Below are 19,647 nucleotides of genomic sequence, written 5' to 3' on the forward strand. Positions count from 1 at the left end.
ACGACTCTTCGGAGCGCATGACCCTTCCGGGCATGGGAGGTGCCTCCGGAGAGGACACACGAGACACAGCTGGCCAGACTACCAGCGCCGCTCCGACCGGCCCAAACCGAGCGCAGCCCCGCAGCCATGGGACCATGGAGGCTGCGTATCGATCCGACATCGACCCGAGACGAGCGCTCGGCGCTCAAGAATCAGGACCCTGCGTGCCCGCGACCCCTACCAATGTGCCCGAGCCGAGCCGTACCGACCCGGCGCTGATCCGCAACTTCTGCATCATCGCGCACATCGACCATGGCAAGTCCACGCTTGCCGACCGGATGCTCCAGCTGACCGGCGTGGTCGAGCAGCGGCAGATGCGCGCCCAGTACCTCGACCGCATGGACATCGAGCGTGAGCGCGGTATCACGATCAAGTCCCAGGCCGTGCGTCTGCCCTGGGCGCCCACCACGGGTGAGGGGCAGGGCCGGACCCACATCCTCAACATGATCGACACCCCGGGCCACGTGGACTTCACCTACGAGGTGTCCCGGTCGCTCGCGGCTTGCGAGGGCACGGTCCTGCTGGTGGACGCGGCCCAGGGCATCGAGGCGCAGACCCTCGCCAACCTCTACCTGGCGATGGAGAACGACCTCACCATCGTCCCGGTGCTCAACAAGATCGACCTGCCGGCCGCGCAGCCCGAGAAGTTCTCCGAGGAGCTGGCCAACCTCATCGGCTGCGACCCCTCGGACGTCCTGAAGGTGTCGGCCAAGACGGGCCTGGGCGTGGAGGCGCTGCTGGACCGGGTGGTGAAGGACGTGCCGGCCCCGGTCGGAGTCAAGGACGCCCCCGCCCGTGCGATGATCTTCGACTCGGTCTACGACTCCTACCGCGGCGTCGTGACCTACGTACGTGTCGTCGACGGCCAGCTGAACAAGCGCGAGCGCATCCGGATGATGTCCACCGGCGCGACCCACGAGCTGCTGGAGATCGGCACCAACTCCCCGGAGATGCTGGCGGCCGACGGCATCGGCGTCGGTGAGGTCGGCTACCTGATCACGGGTGTGAAGGACGTCCGCCAGTCGAAGGTGGGTGACACGATCACCCAGCAGACCAAGGGCGCCACGGAGCCGCTCGGCGGCTACAAGGACCCGAAGCCGATGGTGTTCTCGGGCCTGTACCCCCTCGACGGCTCGGACTACCCCGAGCTGCGCGACGCGCTCGACAAGCTCCAGCTCAACGACGCCGCGCTGGTATACGAGCCGGAGACGAGCGCCGCCCTGGGCTTCGGCTTCCGCGTCGGCTTCCTCGGACTGCTCCACCTCGACGTGATCCGCGAGCGCCTGGAGCGCGAGTTCGGCCTCGACCTGATCGCGACCGCCCCGAACGTGGTCTACCGGGTGGTCATGGAGGACGGCACCGAGCACACCGTCACCAATCCCAGCGAGTTCCCCGAGGGCAAGATCGCCGAGGTGTACGAGCCGGTCGTGCGCGCGACGATCCTCGCGCCGAGCGAGTTCATCGGCTCCATCATGGAGCTCTGCCAGAACCGCCGCGGTGTGCTCCTCGGCATGGACTACCTCTCCGAGGACCGGGTCGAGATCCGTTACACCCTCCCCCTCGCCGAGATCGTCTTCGACTTCTTCGACCAGCTGAAGTCCAAGACCCGCGGCTACGCCTCGCTCGACTACGAGCCCACCGGCGAGCAGGGCAGCCAGCTGGTGAAGGTCGACATCCTGCTCCACGGCGACAAGGTCGACGCCTTCTCCGCGATCACCCACAAGGACCAGGCCTACGCGTACGGCGTGCGGCTCGTCGCCAAGCTCAAGGAGCTCATCCCGCGGCAGGCCTTCGAGGTGCCCGTCCAGGCGGCCATCGGCTCCCGGGTGATCGCCCGCGAGACGATCCGGGCCATCCGCAAGGACGTGCTCGCCAAGTGCTACGGCGGTGACATCTCCCGTAAGCGGAAGCTGCTGGAGAAGCAGAAGGAAGGCAAGAAGCGGATGAAGATGGTCGGCTCGGTCGAGGTGCCGCAGGAGGCGTTCATCGCCGTGCTGTCCAGTGACGACTCCGCCGGCGGCAAGGCGAAGAAGTAGTCCGCGGGTAACGCGAAAGCACCAGTCGCCCCTGTTCTCCTGCCGTGCCCCACAGGCCCGTGCGCTTCCGGCGCACGGGCCTGTTCGTTATCAAGCGGCAGCCCGCAGCCCCTTACGTGGCGCAGCGTGGCGCTCTACCCTGATCAGGCCCCGATGGTTACTCGCGAGTTAAACAACTGTGACCATTCGGGCAATCAGCCAGTCATGCAGCAATGCCGCAGCAGGCCCGGAGGATGTCGTGAGCGACACACAGAACCTGATCGAGAACCGACCGCCCTCCGTGGCGACGCTCTTCGTCCAGCGCGTGGCGGCCACTCCCGACGCGGAGGCCTACCGCTACCCCGTCCCCGCCGCCTCCGGGCGGGGGCCCGACGACTGGAAGTCGCTGAGCTGGCAGGAGGCCGCCGAGCGGGTCTACGCCATCGCGGCCGGACTGATCGAACTGGGTGTGCGCGCCGAGGAGCGGGTGGCTCTCGCCTCGTCCACCCGGGTCGAGTGGATCCTCGCGGACCTCGGCATCCTCTGCGCGGGCGCCGCGACGACGACGGTGTACCCGCAGACCAACGCGGAGGAGTCCGCGTACATCCTGGCCGACTCCGAGAGCAGGGTGCTGATCGCCGAGGACGCCGCGCAGGTGGCCAAGGCCCGTGAGCGGCGCGCCGAGCTGCCGCATCTGAAGCATGTGATCGTGATCGACGAGGCGGGCGCCCAGCCGGCCGAGGGCGACCCCGACGGCTGGGTCCTGTCGCTCTCGGCCCTCGAGGCGCGCGGCGCCGAACACCTCGCCAAGAACCCGGCCGCGGTCAAGGAGCGGGTGGAGGCGATCACCTCCGGCCAGCTCGCCACCCTCATCTACACCTCGGGTACCACGGGCCGCCCCAAAGGCGTCCGGTTGCCGCACGACAACTGGTCCTACATGGCCAAGGCGATCGCCTCGACGGATCTGGTGACCCAGGAGGACGTCCAGTACCTCTGGCTGCCGCTCGCCCACGTCTTCGGCAAGGTGCTGACCTCGGGCCAGATCGAGGTCGGGCACGTCACCGCCGTCGACGGCCGGGTCGACAAGATCATCGAGAACCTTCCGGTGGTGCAGCCGACGTACATGGCGGCAGTGCCCCGCATCTTCGAGAAGGTCTACAACGGCGTGGCCGCCAAGGCGCGGGCCGGCGGCGCGGCCAAGTACAAGATCTTCCAGTGGGCCGCCGGTGTCGCGCGCGCCTACGCCAAGGAGTCCCAGGACAACTACCGCCGCACCGGCAGTGCCTCGGCGTCCTTCGGCCTCACCGTGAAGCACAAGGTCGCCGACGTGCTCGTCTACTCCAAGCTCCGCGAGGCCTTCGGCGGCCGGCTGCGCGCCGCCGTCTCCGGCTCCGCCGCCCTCTCGCCCGAGATCGGCTTCTTCTTCGCCGGCGCCGGCATCCACATCCTGGAGGGCTACGGCCTCACCGAGTCCAGCGCCGCCTCCTTCGTGAACCCCGGCGAGGCGTACCGCACCGGCACCGTCGGCAAGCCGCTGCCCGGCTGCGAGGTGCGCATCGCGGACGACGGCGAGATCCTGCTGCGCGGTCCCGGCATCATGGAGGGCTACCACGGGCTCCCCGAGAAGACCGCCGAGGTCCTGGAGTCAGACGGCTGGTTCCACACCGGCGACATCGGTGAGCTCTCCCCCGACGGGTATCTCAGGATCACGGACCGCAAGAAGGACCTGATCAAGACGTCCGGCGGCAAGTACATCGCGCCGGCCGAGGTCGAGGGCCAGTTCAAGGCCGTGTGCCCGTTCGTCTCGAACATCCTGGTGCACGGTGCCGACCGCAACTACTGCACGGCGCTCATCGCGCTCGACGAGGCCGCCATCCTCGGCTGGGCCGAGGAGAACGGCCTCGGGGGCAAGTCGTACGCGGAGGTCGTCGCCGCACCGCAGACCGAGCGGCTCGTCGACGGCTACGTGCAGCGGCTCAACGGAACGCTCCAGCGCTGGCAGACCATCAAGAAGTTCCGCCTGCTGCCGCGCGACCTCGACATCGAGCACGGCGAACTGACGCCGAGCCTGAAGCTGAAGCGCCCGGTGGTCGAGCGCGAGTACAAGGACCTCATCGAGGGCATGTACGAGGGCGCCCTCGAGGCGTGACACCACCGCTCGGCGGTCCGTCGCCCGGCCCCGCGCCGCACGACGGGCCGCCGAGCCGTTCTCCGGCCTCCACGAGCGGCCCCACGCCCGCACACTGTCCGCCCACGCCCGCGGGTGACATCGGCGCGGCGCCCGTAGCGGCCGCCGGGCCGCGGCCCGGCCCCGGCCTGCTCCCGTTCACCGCCTGCTCGCGACCGCTTCCCGCCCCGCTACCCCGAACAGTCCTATTTCGGTGACTCCGTGCTTATGGGCCCGGCCGGTCTGTCACGCTGTCCGTGTCGTCCCTGCCCGGTGGGCGGTGCGGCGGGGAAACAGAGCGCACAGACCCGGCAACCAGCCAGACCGGACAGGAGTCGCCGCGTGGGGTCCGTTCCGATGCAGCAGGAGACCGCCCACCGTTCGGTGCAGCTGCTCCCGCGGCGTGGCGGCGTTCGCCCGGCGGCCCGCACCAGCCTGCCCGGGAACCCCCTCGCCGCGTCCGCCGCCCGCCGCTTCGTCCGGGCCGCGCTCGCCGACTGGACCCGGCTCGGGACGGTCACCACGCGCGGTACGGACCGGCTCGCCGACGACGCCGCACTGGTCGTCAGCGAACTCGCCACCAACGCCGTCATCCACGCGGGAACCGGCGTCGAGGTACTCGCCCGGCTCGACCCGGCGACCGAGGACGACCCGGCGGCCCTGGTGATCGAGGTCTCCGACCACCATCCGGCGCGGGTGGTGCGCGGCGACGGCCACGAGCAGGAGGGCACCGACCCGGGCGAAGCGGATCACGGGCGCGGGCTCCATCTCGTCGCCGCGCTCGCCGCTTCCTGGGGCATCACCTACCGGCCGGGCCTCAAGACCGTCTGGGCGCGCCTGCCGCTCGACGGCTTCGACGGCGCGGCCCCGGCCCGGGCCGGCGAGGCCCCCCGGCAGCGCGGGGTCCGGGCGGCCGAGATCCTCGCCCCCTCCCCGCGCGGAAGCGTCCGCGACGACCGCCAGTGGGTCGGCCGCGGCGCGCTCTCCTTCCTCGCAGAGGCCTCCGGCCTGCTCGCCGGGCAGCTCGACGAGGACATGGTCGCGGCCCTCGCCGGACAGCTGCTGGTGCCCAGGCTCGCCGACTGGTGCGCGGTCTGGCTGGACGGTGAGACAGGCCCGGCGCCCCGGCCGGCCCGGGTCTGGCACGCGGACGAGTCCGTCATCGAGGGCCTGCGGGAGGCACTGGCCGGGGATCCGCCCCGGTTACCGGACGAGCCGCGAGGGACCGCCGTACCGGTCCCGGTCGCCTGGCCGCCCGCCGACGCGGGCAGTGCGGTCGCGTTCCGGCTGACCGTCGGCGCACGGCCGCTCGGCACCCTGCTGCTCGGCCGCGAGGCACCACCGGGCGTCCCCGACGAGGCCCTCGCGCTGCTGGAGGACTTCGCCCGCCGCGTCGGCCTCGCGATCGGCGCGGCCCGCCAGTACACCCGGCAGGCCACGATCAGCCGGGTCCTGCAGCGCGGCCTCCTGCCCGCCCAGGTCGCCCGCATCCCCGGCGTCGACAGCTCCCTGGTCTACGAGCCGAGCGACGAGGGGCTGGCCGGGGGCGACTTCTACGACATCTTCCCGGCGGGCAGCGGCGGGCGCTGGTGCTTCATGCTCGGCGACGTCCAGGGCAGCGGGCCGGAGGCCGCCGTCGTGACCGGCCTCGCCCGGCCGTGGCTGCGGCTGCTCGCCCGTGAGGGCTACCAGGTCGCCGGCGTCCTCGACCGGCTGAACGGCCTACTCCTCGACGACGCGCTGGAGGCGGCCGAGGCGGCGGCGCTGACGGCGGCCGGGCCGGCCGCGGCCGGCCCGGCGGGCGCCGGCTCCGGGAGCGGCCACGAGGGCCCCCGGTCCCGGTTCCTGTCGCTGCTCTACGGCGAGCTGACACCGTTGCCGGAGGGCGGGGTCCGCTGCGCCCTCGCCTGCGCCGGCCACCCTCTTCCCCTGCTGCTGCGCCCCGACGGCACCGTCCGTCCCGCGGCCGCGTCGCAGCTCCTCCTCGGCGTGGTCGAGGACGTCGCGTACGAGAGCCAGACCTTCGAGCTCATGCCCGGCGACACTCTGCTGTGCGTCACCGACGGGGTCACGGAACGGCGGTCCGGACGGCGGATGTTCGACGACTCGGACGGGCTCGCCCAGGCGCTCGCCGGCTGCACCGGTCTCACCGCCGAGGAAGTGGCGGACCGGATACGCCGGGCGGTGCACACGTTCGCGGAGGCCCCGCCCGACGACGACCTCGCGCTGCTGGTGCTCCAGGCCCGCCGATCCCCGGGCCGCTGATTTCCGGGTTCCCGATCCTCGGGCCGCTGATTTCCGGGTTCCTGATCCCTGGGCCCCTGATCCCTGGGCCCCTGATCCTCGGGCCCCTGATCCTCGGGCCCCTGATCCTCGGGCCTCTGATCCCCGGGCCGCCGGTCTCCCGTGCTGCCGCCCCCGGGCCGCCGGGCTCCCGGCCGCGGGCCGGCCGGGCATCGTCGGCCGCGGCCGGGACACCGCGCGCGTACCGGACAATGGGACGCATGCCTTCCGCACTGCCTGATGGTGAGCCCATGCCCGTCGACGGGGCGCTGCCCCCGCACGCCCTGGAGGGCGCGGCCGGCCGGCCGCTCGGGTTCTATCTGCACGTCCCGTACTGCGCCACGCGCTGCGGCTACTGCGACTTCAACACGTACACGGCGAGCGAGCTGCGCGGCACCGGTGGTGTCCTGGCCTCGCGCGACAACTACGCGGACACGCTCGTCGAGGAGATCAGGCTCGCCCGCAAGGTCCTCGGCGACGACCCGAGGCAGGTCAGGACCGTGTTCGTGGGCGGCGGGACCCCCACGCTGCTGCCCGCCGCCGGCCTCGTCCGGATGCTGGGCGCCGTCCGCGAGGAGTTCGGCCTCGCCGACGACGCGGAGATCACCACGGAGGCCAACCCGGAGTCCGTCGACCCGGCCTACCTGGCGGAGCTGCGGGCCGGGGGCTTCAACCGGGTGTCCTTCGGCATGCAGAGCGCCCGGCGCCACGTGCTGAAGGTGCTCGACCGCACCCACACGCCCGGCCGGCCCGAGGCCTGTGTCGCGGAGGCCCGGGAGGCGGGCTTCGAGCACGTGAACCTCGACCTCATCTACGGCACGCCCGGTGAGAGCGACGACGACTGGCGCGCCTCGCTCGACGCCGCCATCGGCGCAGGCCCCGACCATGTGAGCGGGTACGCCCTGATCGTGGAGGAGGGCACCCAGCTGGCCCGCCGGATCCGGCGGGGGGAGGTGCCGATGACGGACGACGACGTCCACGCCGACCGCTATCTGATCGCCGACGAGGTCCTGGCCGGCGCCGGGTACGAGTGGTACGAGGTCTCCAACTGGGCCCGCTCGGAGGCCGGCCGCTGTCTGCACAACGAGTTGTACTGGCGCGGCGCCGACTGGTGGGGCGCGGGCCCGGGCGCCCACAGCCACGTCGGCGGGGTGCGGTGGTGGAACGTCAAGCACCCCGGCGCGTACGCGGCGGCGCTGGCGGAGGGGCGCTCGCCCGGCGCCGCGCGCGAGGTCCTGCCGGACGAGGACCGGCGGGTGGAGCGGGTGCTCCTCGAACTGCGGCTGCGCGAGGGCTGCCCGCTGGACCTGCTCCGGCCGCCGGGCCTGGCGGCCTCCCGCCGGGCCCTGGAGGACGGGCTGCTGGAGCCCGGGCCCTACGAGGCGGGCCGGGCGGTGCTCACGCTGCGCGGCCGGCTCCTGGCGGACGCGGTGGTCCGGGACCTGGTGGACTGACGGGCCCGGCGTACATCCCGGCCTTGGCCTGTTTCCCGGCTCCAGCCTGGGGTTGCGGCGTACATCCCGGCCTTGGCCTGTTTCCCGGCTCCAGCCTGGGGTTGCGGCGTACATCCCGGCCTTGGCCTGTTTCCCGGCTCCAGCCTGGGGTTGCGGCGTACATCCCGGCCTCGGCCTGTTTCCCGGCTCCAGCCCCGGCGTACAGTCCCCGCCCCGCCCCGCCCCGACCCCGTGCCGGGCCCGGGCGTACAGTCCCGGCCCCGGCCCCGGCGTACGCCCCGGCCTCGGCCCCCGGCGTACCTACCGGCTCCGTGCCGCGCCCCTCAGGCGGTGACGAAGTCGATCAATTCCTCGACCCGCCCCAGCAGCGCCGGTTCCAGGTCCTTGTAGCTGTTCACCCGGGACAGGACGTGCTGCCAGGCCGCTCCCGTGTTCGGCGGCCAGCCGAGCGCCCGGCAGACACCCGTCTTCCAGTCCTGCCCCCGCGGCACCGACGGCCAGGCGGGGATGCCCAGCGACGACGGTTTCACCGCCTCCCACACGTCGATGTACGGGTGGCCGACCACCAGGACGTGCGGGTCCGTCACCGACTCCGCGATGCGGGACTCCTTGGAACCCGGCACCAGATGGTCCACGAGCACGCCCAGCCTGGCGTCGGCGGCCGGGGCGAACTCGGCGACGACGGCGGGCAGGTCGTCGACGCCCTCCAGGTACTCGACGACCACGCCCTCGATGCGCAGGTCGTCGCCCCAGACCTTCTCCACCAGCTCCGCGTCGTGACGGCCCTCCACGTAGATGCGGCCGGCACGGGCGACCCGGGCGCGGGCGCCGGGCACCGCGACCGAACCGGAGGCCGTGCGGGTGGGCCGCGCGGGCGCGCCGGACGAGGGCCGCACGAGGGTGACCACCCTGCCCTCCAGCAGGAAGCCCCGCGGCTCCATCGGGAACACCCGGTGCTTGCCGAAGCGGTCCTCCAGCGTCACCGTCCCCGCCTCGCACCGGATCACCGCACCGCAGAAACCCGTGGAGACCTCCTCGACCACCAGGTCGGGATCGGCGGGGACCTCCGGCACGGGAGCGGACCGCTTCCACGGGGGCGTCAGATCGGGACTGTAGCTGCGCATCCGCCAGACGCTACGACACCCCGAACCGCTACGACACCCCGAACCGCCGGGCCAGCTCATCGCGTTGGGCGCGTACGAACGCGGCGTCCACCGCCGCCCCGTGCCCCGGGACGTACACCGCGTCCTCCCCGCCCAGCGCCAGCAGCCGGTCCAGCGCCGCCGGCCAGCGGGACGGAATGGCGTCCGGTCCGGCCTGCGGGTCGCCCGACTCCTCCACCAGGTCGCCGCAGAAGACGACCTCGCGGTCGCCGGGCACCAGCAGCACCAGGTCGTGACGGCTGTGGCCCGGTCCGACGTTCGCCAGCATCACCTGGCGGCCGCCGAGGTCGAGCGTCCACTCGCCGGAGACGACGTGCCGAGGGACGACCAGGGCGTCGGTGGCCCGTGCCGCGTCGTCCGGCGGCATCCCGTGGCGGATCGCGTCGTCGCGCAGCACGGCCCGGTCCCGGGCCAGGAGGCTGTCGACGCCGACCGCGCCGTACACCTCGGCCCCGGGGAACGCGGCCGTGCCGAGCACGTGGTCGAAGTGAGGGTGGCTGAGCGCGATATGCGTCACACGCCGGCCGCCGAGGAGGGACTCGGCCTGGGTCCGGATCTCCGCCCCCTCGCGGAGCGTCGAGCCCGTGTCGTACAGGAGCGCCGCACTCCCGCCGGCCACCAGGCCCACCGTCGCGTCCCAGCCGGGCAGGCGCCGCCGCCCGACGCCGCCGGCGAGCCGTTCCCAGCCGAAGTCTTCCCAACGGACGTCCATACGGCGACGCTATCCCGGAGCGACCAGCGGCGTCATGGCTCGTCGCGACGGGGTAGGGTGTCCGGCCGCCCTTGCTAGGGACGTACCTCCCGGCCGTACACTGGGCCCGGGAAAACTGGCACTCAGCGACGCCGAGTGCCAGGCCAGGGCCGAAGGACCGCCGAGGAACCACAGCTGGAGGTGTGCGCCATGCTCAGCGAACGCAGACTCGAGGTGCTGCGCGCCATCGTCCAGGACTACGTGGGCACCGAGGAGCCCGTGGGCTCCAAGGCCCTCACCGAGCGGCACAGGCTCGGGGTCTCGCCGGCGACCGTGCGCAACGACATGGCGGTGCTGGAGGAGGAGGGCTTCATCGCCCAGCCCCACACCAGCGCCGGCCGCATCCCCACGGACAAGGGCTACCGCCTGTTCGTGGACAGGCTCGCGGGCGTCAAGCCGCTGTCGTCCCCGGAGCGCCGGGCGATCCAGAACTTCCTCGAGGGCGCGGTCGACCTCGACGACGTCGTCGCCCGCACGGTGCGGCTGCTGGCGCAGCTGACCCGGCAGGTCGCCGTCGTCCAGTACCCGTCGCTCACCCGCTCCACGGTGCGGCACGTGGAGCTGCTGGCGCTCGCCCCGGCCCGGCTGATGCTGGTGCTGATCACGGACACGGGGCGGGTCGAGCAGCGGCACGTCGACTGCCCCGCGCCGTTCTCCGACACGTCGCTGGCCGACCTGCGGGCCCGGCTCAACAGCCGCGTCGTCGGACGGCGGTTCACCGATGTGCCGCAACTGGTGCAGGACCTTCCGGAGTCCTTCGACCTGGAGGACCGCGCCACGGTCTCCACCGTGCTCTCGACCCTCCTCGAGACACTGGTCGAGGACACAGAGGAACGGCTGATGATCGGCGGCACCGCCAATCTGACGCGCTTCGCGCACGACTTCCCCCTCACCATCCGGCCCGTGCTGGAGGCGCTGGAGGAGCAGGTCGTGCTGCTGAAGCTGCTCGGTGAGGCCAAGGACTCGGGCATGACCGTACGGATCGGGCACGAGAACCTCCATGAGGGACTCACTTCCACATCCGTCGTCGCGGTCGGCTACGGTTCGGGCGACGAGGCAGTCGCCAAACTCGGCGTGGTCGGACCGACCCGCATGGACTACCCCGGAACGATGGGAGCGGTACGCGCAGTGGCACGTTACGTCGGACAGATCCTGGCGGAGTCGTAAGTGGCCACGGACTACTACGCCGTACTGGGCGTACGCCGCGACGCATCGCAGGACGAGATCAAGAAGGCATTCCGGCGGCTCGCGCGGGAACTCCACCCGGACGTGAACCCGGACCCGAAGACGCAGGAGCGCTTCAAGGAGATCAACGCCGCCTACGAGGTGCTGTCGGACCCGCAGAAGAAGCAGGTCTACGACCTCGGCGGCGACCCGCTGTCCGGCGCCGCCGGCGGCGGCGCGGGCGGCTTCGGCGCCGGTGGCTTCGGCGCCGGTGGCTTCGGCAACTTCTCCGACATCATGGACGCGTTCTTCGGGACCGCCTCCCAGCGCGGACCGCGGTCGCGGACACGGCGCGGCCAGGACGCCATGATCCGGCTGGAGGTCGAACTCAACGAGGCGGCGTTCGGCACCACGAAGGACATCCAGGTCGACACCGCCGTCGTCTGCACGACCTGCTCGGGCGAGGGCGCCGCACCCGGTACGTCGGCGCAGACGTGCGACATGTGCCGTGGCCGTGGTGAGGTGTCGCAGGTCACCCGGTCCTTCCTGGGCCAGGTCATGACCTCGCGGCCGTGCCCCCAGTGCCAGGGCTTCGGGACCGTCGTGCCGACCCCGTGTCCGGAGTGCGCCGGTGACGGCCGGGTCCGGTCGCGCCGCACCCTGACGGTGAAGATCCCGGCCGGCGTCGACAACGGAACCCGCATCCAGCTCGCCGGAGAGGGCGAGGTCGGCCCCGGCGGCGGCCCCGCCGGCGATCTGTACGTCGAGATCCACGAACTGCCGCACCCGGTCTTCCAGCGCCGCGGTGACGATCTGCACTGCACGGTGACCATTCCCATGACCGCGGGCGCGCTCGGCACGAAGGTGCCGCTGGAGACGCTCGACGGCATGGAGGAGGTCGACATCCGCCCGGGCACCCAGTCCGGCCAGTCGATCCCGCTGCACGGCCGCGGTGTCACCCATCTGCGCGGCGGCGGACGCGGCGACCTGATCGTCCACGTCGAGGTGCAGACCCCCTCGAAGCTCGACCCGGAGCAGGAGCACCTGCTGCGGGAGCTGGCGAAGCTGCGCGGCGAGGAGCGGCCGACGGGCCAGTTCCAGCCGGGGCAGCAGGGGCTGTTCTCCCGCCTCAAGGACGCGTTCAACGGCAGGTGAGTCGGGCGCGTCCCGCGCACCGGCCCCCGGCGGGGCAGCGTCCCGCCCGGGGTTCCGGCTGGTGTCGGGACCGTCCGCACCCGGCCCGTCGGGCCGGGCCCCGCCCCGGGTGCGGAAGGTCCCGCGGTCCGCCGCGGGTGCTCGTGGGAGAACCCGCGGAAGGGGCGGAGGCCGGGATTCGGACGTGGCGGCCGGACGTGGCACCATGCGGGGCATGTCCTCCGCGCTGACCGATCTCTGCCGCTACCCGATCGTGCAGGCCCCCATGGCGGGTGGCGCCTCCTGTCCGGAACTCGCCGCCGCCGTGTCCGAGGCCGGAGGGCTCGGGTTCCTCGCCGCCGGGTACAAGACCGCGGACGGGATGTACCAGGAGATCAAACAGCTTCGCGGTCTCACCGCGCGGCCGTTCGGTGTGAACCTCTTCATGCCGCAGCCCGCCCACGCCGACGCGGCGGCCGTCGACGTCTACCGGCAACAGCTCGCCGGAGAGGCCGACTGGTACGAGACACCGCTCGGGGACCCCGACTCGGGCCGGGACGACGGCTACGAGGCCAAGCTGGCCATCCTGCGGGACGACCCCGTACCGCTGGTGTCGTTCACCTTCGGCTGTCCCACCCCCGCCGCCGTCGCCCGGCTGAAGCGGGCCGGCACGCTCACGGTCGTCACCGTCACCACGCCCGAGGAGGCGCTGGCGGCCCAGAACGCGGGTGCCGACGCCATCTGCGTCCAGGGCATCGAGGCCGGCGGCCACCAGGGCACGCACCGCGACGACCCCGCCAACGACTGCGGCGGCATCGGACTCCTCGCGCTCATCGGGCAGATCCGCGAAGCCGTACCGCTGCCGGTCATCGCTGCCGGGGGCATCATGCGCGGCAGCCAGATCGCCGCGGTCCTGGCCGCCGGGGCCGACGCCGCACAGCTCGGCACCGCCTTCCTCGTCTGCCCCGAGTCCGGCGCGAACGCGTTGCACAAGCAGGCCATGACCAGCCCGCTGTTCAACAGGACCGAGCTGACGAGGGCGTTCTCGGGACGCCCCGCCCGCGGCCTCGTGAACCGGTTCATGAGCGAGCACGGGCCGTACGCGCCCGCCGCGTACCCCGAGGTGCACCACCTCACCTCCGGCCTCCGCAAGGCCGCCGCCAAGGCCGGTGATCCGCAGGCCATGGCCCTGTGGGCCGGCCAGGGCCACCGCCTGGCCCGCGACCTCCCCGCCGGCCGGCTCGTCGGGATCCTCGCCGCCGAGACGGCCGCGGCGGGCTCCGCCCTCGCGCTCCGGAACCCCGCATGACCGCCCCCGTCTTCCTGGTCGAGGACGTCCGCACCGGCACCGTCACCCTGGACGGGCCCGAAGGCCGGCACGCCGTCTCCGTGCGCCGGCTGCGCGTGGGCGAGGAGGTGGTCCTGACCGACGGCCGGGGCACCGGCGGCTACGGCACCGTCGCCGCGGTCGAGGGCAAGGACCGCCTCGACGTCACCGTCACCGCGGTGCGCGAGGAGCCGGAGCCCGCGCCCCGGATCACGGTCGTGCAGGCCCTGCCCAAGGGCGACCGCGGTGAACTCGCCGTCGAGACGATGACCGAGACCGGTGTCGACGCGATCGTGCCGTGGGCGGCAGCCCGCTGCATCACCCAGTGGAAGGGCGAGCGCGGCGCCAAGTCGCTCGCCAAGTGGCGCTCCACGGCCCGTGAGGCGGGCAAGCAGTCGCGCCGGCTCCGCTTCCCCGAGGTCGCCGGGGCCGCCACGACCCAGCAGGTCGCACGGCTGCTCGGCGAAGCCGACCTCGCGGTCGTGCTGCACGAGGAGGGCGCGGAACCGCTCGCCACCGCGCAACTCCCTTCCGCCGGGGACATCGTGCTGGTGGTGGGGCCCGAAGGGGGAGTCTCCCCGGAGGAGTTGGCCACGTTCACCGAGGCGGGCGCCAGGCCCTTGCGGCTGGGCCCGAGTGTCCTGCGGACCTCCACCGCGGGCACGGCGGCGTCCGCCCTGCTGCTCGGCCGCACGGGCCGCTGGTCCTGAGTCGCAACGCCCACGACCGGGCTCCGGACCCACGGGCCCGGAGCCGGGTTCCCGTCACCACCGGCCCCGACCGGGTTACCGCCACGGGCGGTTCGCGGTCGAGGCGGGCGCCAGGCCCTTGCGGCTGGGCCCGAGTGTCCTGCGGACCTCCACCGCGGGCACGGCGGCGTCCGCCCTGCTGCTCGGCCGCACGGGCCGCTGGTCCTGAGTCGCAACGCCCACGACCGGGCTCCGGACCCACGGGCCCGGAGCCGGGTTCCCGTCACCACCGGCCCCGACCGGGTTACCGCCACGGGCGGTTCGCGGTCGAGGCGGGCGCCAGGCCCTTGCGGCTGGGCCCGAGTGTCCTGCGGACCTCCACCGCGGGCACGGCGGCGTCCGCCCTGCTGCTCGGCCGCACGGGCCGCTGGTCCTGAGTCGCAACGCCCACGACCGGGCTCCGGACCCACGGGCCCGGAGCCGGGTTCCCGTCACCACCGGCCCGGACCGGGTTACCGCCACGGGCGGTTCGCGGGGGCAGCCTCGTCCGCCCGGAAGACGATCCGCAGCCGGGTGCCGGTACCCTCGCGGCTGAGGGACAGCGTCGCGGCACGTGCCGACCCGGTGCGAATGCCGCAGCGACCAGAACCGGACGGTACCGTCGACGACCGGCCCCGTGGACCCTGCGGGTGTCACCCATACGGTCTACGGTACGGGGCCGTTGGCCGCAAAGGGACTACCGCGCCCCTCCCGCCCCTGGCACGCTGCCGCCCATGACGGCCCCTTTCCGTGTCCCCGTCCCCCTGCGCGTGCTCGCCACCGTGGTCTGCGCGATCGGGACCGCGTCCGGCCTCGTCGCGTGCGAACCCGGGACGTCCGGCGGCCTGAGCGCCATGGCGGTGTCGTACACCACCGACATCGCGGGAACCCGGGCCCTGGAGAACGAGGGCGTACGCGTCCGCTGGCTCAGCTGCGCGGCGCGGCTCGACAGCGCTGCGAGCGCCTCCCCTTCGGCCCGTGCGGCGGCCGGTGTCGACTGCGAGGGCGAGACCGACGACGGCGGGAAGATCACCATCGGCGGCACGGTCACCCAGGAGATCGGCGGCCGGTGCGTGCACGGCGACCTCACGGCGAAGTCCGACGGCCGCCGGGTCTTCCGCGCCTACGTCCTCGGCGACTGCAACGCCCCCGTGCCCACCCCCGCCAGGACACCGGCGCCGCCTCCCGCCAGGGGCGACGGCGGTGCACCGCGCCCCACGGTCACCGTGACCGTCACCGTCACCGAGACCCGCACCCCCTTCCCATAGGGCCCCTACCTCCTCGAACGTGCGGGGTTCGGCCGCACATCGCGCCGGTGTTGCTTCGCCCGTCAGGCCCGCACCCCTGCCGCTCGGGCCGTGCCCGGCGCGCCGGGCGACGGTGGCGGCCGGTCCGCAGGGCAGCACCCCGCCGGAGGGGCACCCCGGCACCGATACGATGCAGTTCCAACTGATCGTCGGAGTCGTGAAGGGGCCCGGACCATGGCGGGAGAACCGCAAGCCGACTGCCTGTTCTGCAAGATCGTGGCGGGGGAGGTGCCGGCCACCGTCGTCCGCGAGACGGAGACGACGGTCGCCTTCCGGGACATCAATCCGCAGGCGCCGACGCACGTGCTGGTGATCCCCAAGGTCCACTACCCGGATGCCGCCACGCTGGCCGAGGCCGAGCCGGGCATCGCCGCCGACATACTGCGCGAGGCCGCCGAGGTCGCCGCGATGGACAAGGTCGACACCTCCGGCTTCCGCATCGTCTTCAACACCGGCACCGGTGCCGGCCAGACCGTTTTCCACACCCACGCCCACGTCCTCGGCGGCCGCGGGCTCGAATGGCCGCCCGGGTAGAGCGCCACCGACAGGCACGGAGCGCACCTTGTCCGTACGCGAACTGGTCGTGCTCGGCACGGCCAGCCAGGTCCCCACCCGGCACCGCAACCACAACGGCTATCTGCTGCGCTGGGACGGCGAGGGCATCCTCTTCGACCCGGGCGAGGGCACCCAGCGGCAGATGCTGAGGGCCGGGGTCGCGGCTCACGACATCAACCGGATCTGCGTCACCCACTTCCACGGCGACCACTCCCTCGGCCTCGCGGGGGTGATCCAGCGCATCAACCTGGACCAGGTGCCGCACCCGGTCACGGCGCACTACCCGGCGAGCGGGCAGCGGTTCTTCGAACGGCTCCGCCACGCGACGGCCTACCGCGAGACGGTACCGCTCGCGGAGGCTCCGGTCGCCGACGGCGGAGTGCTGGCCGCCACGCCCTCGTACACGCTGGAGGCGCGCCGCCTCGACCATCCCGTCGAGTCCTTCGGCTACCGGCTGACCGAGCCCGACGGCCGCCGCATGCTGCCCGAGCGCCTCGCCGCGCACCGCATCAAGGGGCCCGACGTGGGCCGCATCCAGCGGGAGGGCGCCCTCGGCGGGGTCGCGCTGGAGGACGTCAGCGAGGTCCGCCGCGGACAGCGGTTCGCGTTCGTCATGGACACCCGGCTCTGCGACGGCGCCCACGAACTGGCCGAGGGCTGCGACATGCTGGTGATCGAGTCGACGTTCCTCGACGAGGACGTCGCGCTGGCCGGCGACCACGGTCATCTCACGGCGGGACAGGCGGCCCGCGTGGCGCGCGATGCGGGCGTACGGCACCTGGTGCTGACACACTTCTCGCAGCGCTACAGCGAACCCGACGAGTTCGAGCGGCAGGCCCGTGCCGCCGGCTTCGAGGGCGAACTGTCCGTGGCCCAGGACCTCGTACGGGTCCCGGTCCCCAAACGCGCGGCCTGATCCACCCCCGACGTCCGAGCGAGCACCGATGTCACTCATCCCCAAGGCCGAACTGCATCTGCACATCGAGGGCACCCTCGAACCCGAGCTCGCCTTCGCGCTGGCCGAACGCAACGGAGTCGACCTGCCGTACGCCGGCACCGACGCGCTGCGCAGGGCCTATCTCTTCAGCGACCTGCAGTCCTTCCTGGACCTGTACCACGGGCTGATGGCCGTCCTGCACACCGCGGACGACTTCACGGAACTCGCCGACGCGTATCTGGCGCGAGCGGCGGCACAGGGGGTGCGGCACGCCGAGGTCTCCTTCGACCCGCAGGCCCACACGGAACGCGGCATCCCCATCGGCACGGTCATCGAGGGCCTCGCGCACGCGCTGGACCGCGCCGAGGAGCGGTACGGCGTCTCGACCCGGCTGATCATGTGCTTCCTGCGCGACCGGTCGGCGGAGTCCGCGATGCAGACGCTCGACGCAGCGAAGCCCTATCTGCACCACATCACCGGTGTCGGTCTCGACTCGGCCGAAGTGGGGCACCCGCCGTCGAAGTTCCGCGAGGTGTACGCGGCGGCCGAGTCACTCGGCCTGCGGAAGGTCGCCCATGCCGGGGAGGAGGGACCGCCCGCGTACGTGCGCGAGGCGCTCGACGTGCTCGGCGTGGAACGCATCGACCACGGCCTGCGGTCCGTGGAGGACCCCGAGCTGGTCGAGCGGCTTGCCCGCGAGCAGGTCCCGCTCACGCTCTGCCCGCTGTCGAACGTCCGCCTGCGCGCCGTCGACACCCTGGAGGACCATCCGCTGCGGGCCATGATGGACGCCGGCCTGCTCGTCACCGTGAACTCCGACGACCCCTCCTACTTCGGCGGCTACGTCGGCGACACCTTCCACGCGGTGCGCGAGGCGCTCGGGCTGAGTCAGGAGCAGCTGCGGGAACTGGCCCGCAACTCCTTCCGCGCGGCCTTCCTGGACCACGACGAGGCACGCCGCGAACGCTGCCTCGCCGAGGTCGACGGCTACGACTTCGACCGGGAGTGACGCGGGGACGCCGGGCGCGTGAGCCCGTCCCGGCGTCGCGGCGGGCTCGCCCGTTCGCGGGGCCGGGCAGGTGCGACTGCGGTCGGGCGGCGGTGGACGGTCCGCCCGGGCGGTCGTCCCACCGGGCTCACTCCGGCGCCGGTCCGCCACGGCGGCCGGACCGAGTCGGCGCCGGGCTGCCGGGCCGGGTGCCGGTCCCGGCGCACCCGCGCGGCGCGCCGCGCCCGAGCGGTGCCCCTCGGCCGAAGCACGGGGCGCCGGGCGACGGCGCGCTCCCCCGAGGAGGCGTCGTCGCCCCGTCTCAGGAGGCCAGGACCTTCGCCGTTCCCGCGGGGGCGACCCCGGGCGCCGGGACCGGGATCTCCGCCAGCACCGCGGGTGCCGCCGAGGTGCGGCGCCGGACCGCGGCGGGCACCGGCAGCGGCACGGGCACCAGGCGCCGGCCCGAGGTGTGCAGGGCGACCGCGGTCATCGGTACCGCCGCGACCAGCAGGGCCGCGGAGAGGACGAGTCCCATGCCCGGGTAGCCGGCGTGTGCCGACAGCAGGCTGCCGGCCGTCGGGCCGCACGCCACGCCCAGCGACGACGCGGAGCCGACGAGGACGGCCCACCGCCCGCGGGTGTCGAGCGAGGCGGCGAGGCCGATCAGGTACGAGAGCACCACCGGGTAGACGGTGTTCCACAGGATCTCCCCCAGGGCGAAGGCCACCAGGTCGCGCGCGGACGAACTGACCACGACGCAGCAGGCGATGAGCGCCGTGCCCGCACCGATCGGAACCGCCCGCCCGAACCGTGCGCCCACGGTCCCGGCGACGACGACCCCCGTGAGCCCCGCGCCCAGCGCCACGGCGAAGACCGCGCCGACGGTGACCTCGCTCAGTCCGGCCTGGGTGGTGCCTATCCGGCCGCTCACGCCCCAGAGCGCGTTCTGCGCCATCGCCCAGCAGAACACGGCCGCCGCGAGGACCGCCCCGGAGCGGCGGTGGGGGAGCGGGTACCGGGAGGGGCGGGGGTCCGGCAAACCCTGGACGCCCGGCACGCTCACCCGGGCCCCGGGGCAGTCCAGCCGACGCGTCGCGGGCCATGCAGCGAGGGCCGCCAGTGCGAGAGCCGCGAACGGCAGGGCGTGGCCGCCGCCGAGCCGCGGGATCGTCAGGTACAGGGCGCCCGCGGTCGCCGACACCGAGAGCAGACCGAGCGCGGTCACCCGGTGGGGATCGTGCTGGGCGGCGATGCCCGCGGCGGCGACCGCGGTCGCCGTGCCGGAGCCCAGGCCGCCGACCGCGACGCCGGTGACGGCCACGGGCACCGCGGACGTCAGCGCGACCGCGCCGTAGCCGGTGAAGGCGAGGAGCAGTCCGGCGCGGGCGAGCCGGCGCGGCCCGAACCGCTCGACGCGCGCCGCGAGCGCGAAGCCGGCGGAGGAGGACGCCAACAGCAGGACGGAGCCCACGAGTCCGGCCTGGGTGGGGGCGAGGCCGAGTCCGGCGGAGAGCCGGCCGACGAGGGTGGGGAGGAGGTAGGAGGCGAGGTAGCCGACCGCGAAGACGGCGACGAGCGGCCACGCGGCGCGCAGGCGCGAGGACATGGGCGTTCCCGGGAACAATGGGGTGA

The 19,647-nt window shown here is 73.3% G+C and carries 15 protein-coding genes and 2 pseudogenes; 14 read left to right on the top strand and 3 right to left on the bottom strand.

Annotated elements, in window-relative coordinates:
* The first annotated feature begins 203 nt into the window (after positions 1-203).
* The 4 genes from lepA to hemW all read left to right on the top strand — a co-directional run bounded on the left by lepA (position 204) and on the right by hemW (position 7,958).
* Positions 204-2,075, top strand: coding sequence for a translation elongation factor 4 (lepA, locus tag FEF34_RS25895; protein WP_138055285.1), 1,872 nt, complete (start codon positions 204-206; stop codon positions 2,073-2,075).
* A 238-nt stretch (positions 2,076-2,313) separates the two neighbouring features.
* The gene (locus FEF34_RS25900; RefSeq protein ID WP_171053091.1) at positions 2,314-4,203 is read left to right on the top strand and encodes an AMP-dependent synthetase/ligase; all 1,890 of its coding nucleotides are present in this window, start codon (positions 2,314-2,316) and stop codon (positions 4,201-4,203) included.
* 375 nt (positions 4,204-4,578) lie between these two features.
* Entirely contained in the window at positions 4,579-6,486 is a 1,908-nt protein-coding gene (locus FEF34_RS25905; RefSeq protein ID WP_138057728.1) for a SpoIIE family protein phosphatase, read from the top strand.
* A 239-nt stretch (positions 6,487-6,725) separates the two neighbouring features.
* A complete protein-coding gene (gene hemW, locus FEF34_RS25910) occupies positions 6,726-7,958 on the top strand; it encodes a radical SAM family heme chaperone HemW (protein WP_138055287.1) in 1,233 nt (410 codons plus the stop codon).
* A gap of 323 nt (positions 7,959-8,281) precedes the next feature.
* Here hemW and FEF34_RS25915 read toward each other — a convergent pair whose 3' ends face one another.
* Positions 8,282-9,082 (bottom strand): DUF3097 domain-containing protein, encoded by an 801-nt coding sequence (locus FEF34_RS25915; protein ID WP_138055288.1) that lies wholly within the window; start codon positions 9,080-9,082, stop codon positions 8,282-8,284.
* Positions 9,083-9,110: 28 nt separating this feature from the next.
* Positions 9,111-9,833, bottom strand: a complete 723-nt coding sequence (locus FEF34_RS25920) for an MBL fold metallo-hydrolase (protein WP_138055289.1) — start codon at positions 9,831-9,833, stop codon at positions 9,111-9,113.
* A gap of 189 nt (positions 9,834-10,022) precedes the next feature.
* Between FEF34_RS25920 and hrcA the strand changes: the two genes are divergently transcribed.
* From hrcA to FEF34_RS25970, 10 genes and pseudogenes are all read left to right on the top strand, one after another.
* Entirely contained in the window at positions 10,023-11,039 is a 1,017-nt protein-coding gene (hrcA, locus tag FEF34_RS25925; protein ID WP_138055290.1) for a heat-inducible transcriptional repressor HrcA, read from the top strand.
* Positions 11,040-12,191 carry a molecular chaperone DnaJ gene (gene dnaJ / locus FEF34_RS25930; RefSeq protein ID WP_138055291.1) on the top strand — a complete coding sequence of 384 codons (1,152 nt, stop codon included), beginning with the start codon at positions 11,040-11,042 and terminating at the stop codon, positions 12,189-12,191. It abuts the gene before it with no gap.
* 214 nt (positions 12,192-12,405) lie between these two features.
* Complete coding sequence (locus FEF34_RS25935) at positions 12,406-13,479, top strand: nitronate monooxygenase (RefSeq protein ID WP_138055292.1); 1,074 nt, start codon at positions 12,406-12,408, stop codon at positions 13,477-13,479.
* Positions 13,476-14,207, top strand: coding sequence for a 16S rRNA (uracil(1498)-N(3))-methyltransferase (locus FEF34_RS25940; protein ID WP_138055293.1), 732 nt, complete (start codon positions 13,476-13,478; stop codon positions 14,205-14,207). The genes FEF34_RS25935 and FEF34_RS25940 overlap by 4 nt, the downstream gene beginning before the upstream one ends.
* A 100-nt stretch (positions 14,208-14,307) precedes the next feature.
* A pseudogene (locus FEF34_RS42100) lies at positions 14,308-14,415 on the top strand (16S rRNA (uracil(1498)-N(3))-methyltransferase); the annotation flags it as partial.
* A gap of 100 nt (positions 14,416-14,515) precedes the next feature.
* A pseudogene (locus tag FEF34_RS43175) lies at positions 14,516-14,623 on the top strand (16S rRNA (uracil(1498)-N(3))-methyltransferase); the annotation flags it as partial.
* Between the two features lie 336 nt (positions 14,624-14,959).
* Positions 14,960-15,493: a hypothetical protein gene (locus FEF34_RS25955; protein ID WP_234042560.1), complete on the top strand. Its 534-nt coding sequence runs from the start codon at positions 14,960-14,962 to the stop codon at positions 15,491-15,493.
* Positions 15,494-15,706: 213 nt separating this feature from the next.
* Positions 15,707-16,066 carry a histidine triad nucleotide-binding protein gene (locus tag FEF34_RS25960; protein WP_138055294.1) on the top strand — a complete coding sequence of 120 codons (360 nt, stop codon included), beginning with the start codon at positions 15,707-15,709 and terminating at the stop codon, positions 16,064-16,066.
* A gap of 28 nt (positions 16,067-16,094) precedes the next feature.
* On the top strand, positions 16,095-17,003 hold the full coding sequence (locus FEF34_RS25965; protein ID WP_138055295.1) for a ribonuclease Z: 909 nt from the start codon (positions 16,095-16,097) through the stop codon (positions 17,001-17,003).
* Positions 17,004-17,031: 28 nt separating this feature from the next.
* A complete protein-coding gene (locus FEF34_RS25970; protein ID WP_138055296.1) occupies positions 17,032-18,033 on the top strand; it encodes an adenosine deaminase in 1,002 nt (333 codons plus the stop codon).
* A gap of 301 nt (positions 18,034-18,334) precedes the next feature.
* Here FEF34_RS25970 and FEF34_RS25975 read toward each other — a convergent pair whose 3' ends face one another.
* Positions 18,335-19,621 carry an MFS transporter gene (locus tag FEF34_RS25975; protein ID WP_138055297.1) on the bottom strand — a complete coding sequence of 429 codons (1,287 nt, stop codon included), beginning with the start codon at positions 19,619-19,621 and terminating at the stop codon, positions 18,335-18,337.
* Positions 19,622-19,647: the final 26 nt, after the last annotated feature.

Origin of the sequence: Streptomyces marianii, from assembly GCF_005795905.1 — a bacterium.
In the GTDB taxonomy this organism is placed as follows: domain Bacteria; phylum Actinomycetota; class Actinomycetes; order Streptomycetales; family Streptomycetaceae; genus Streptomyces; species Streptomyces marianii.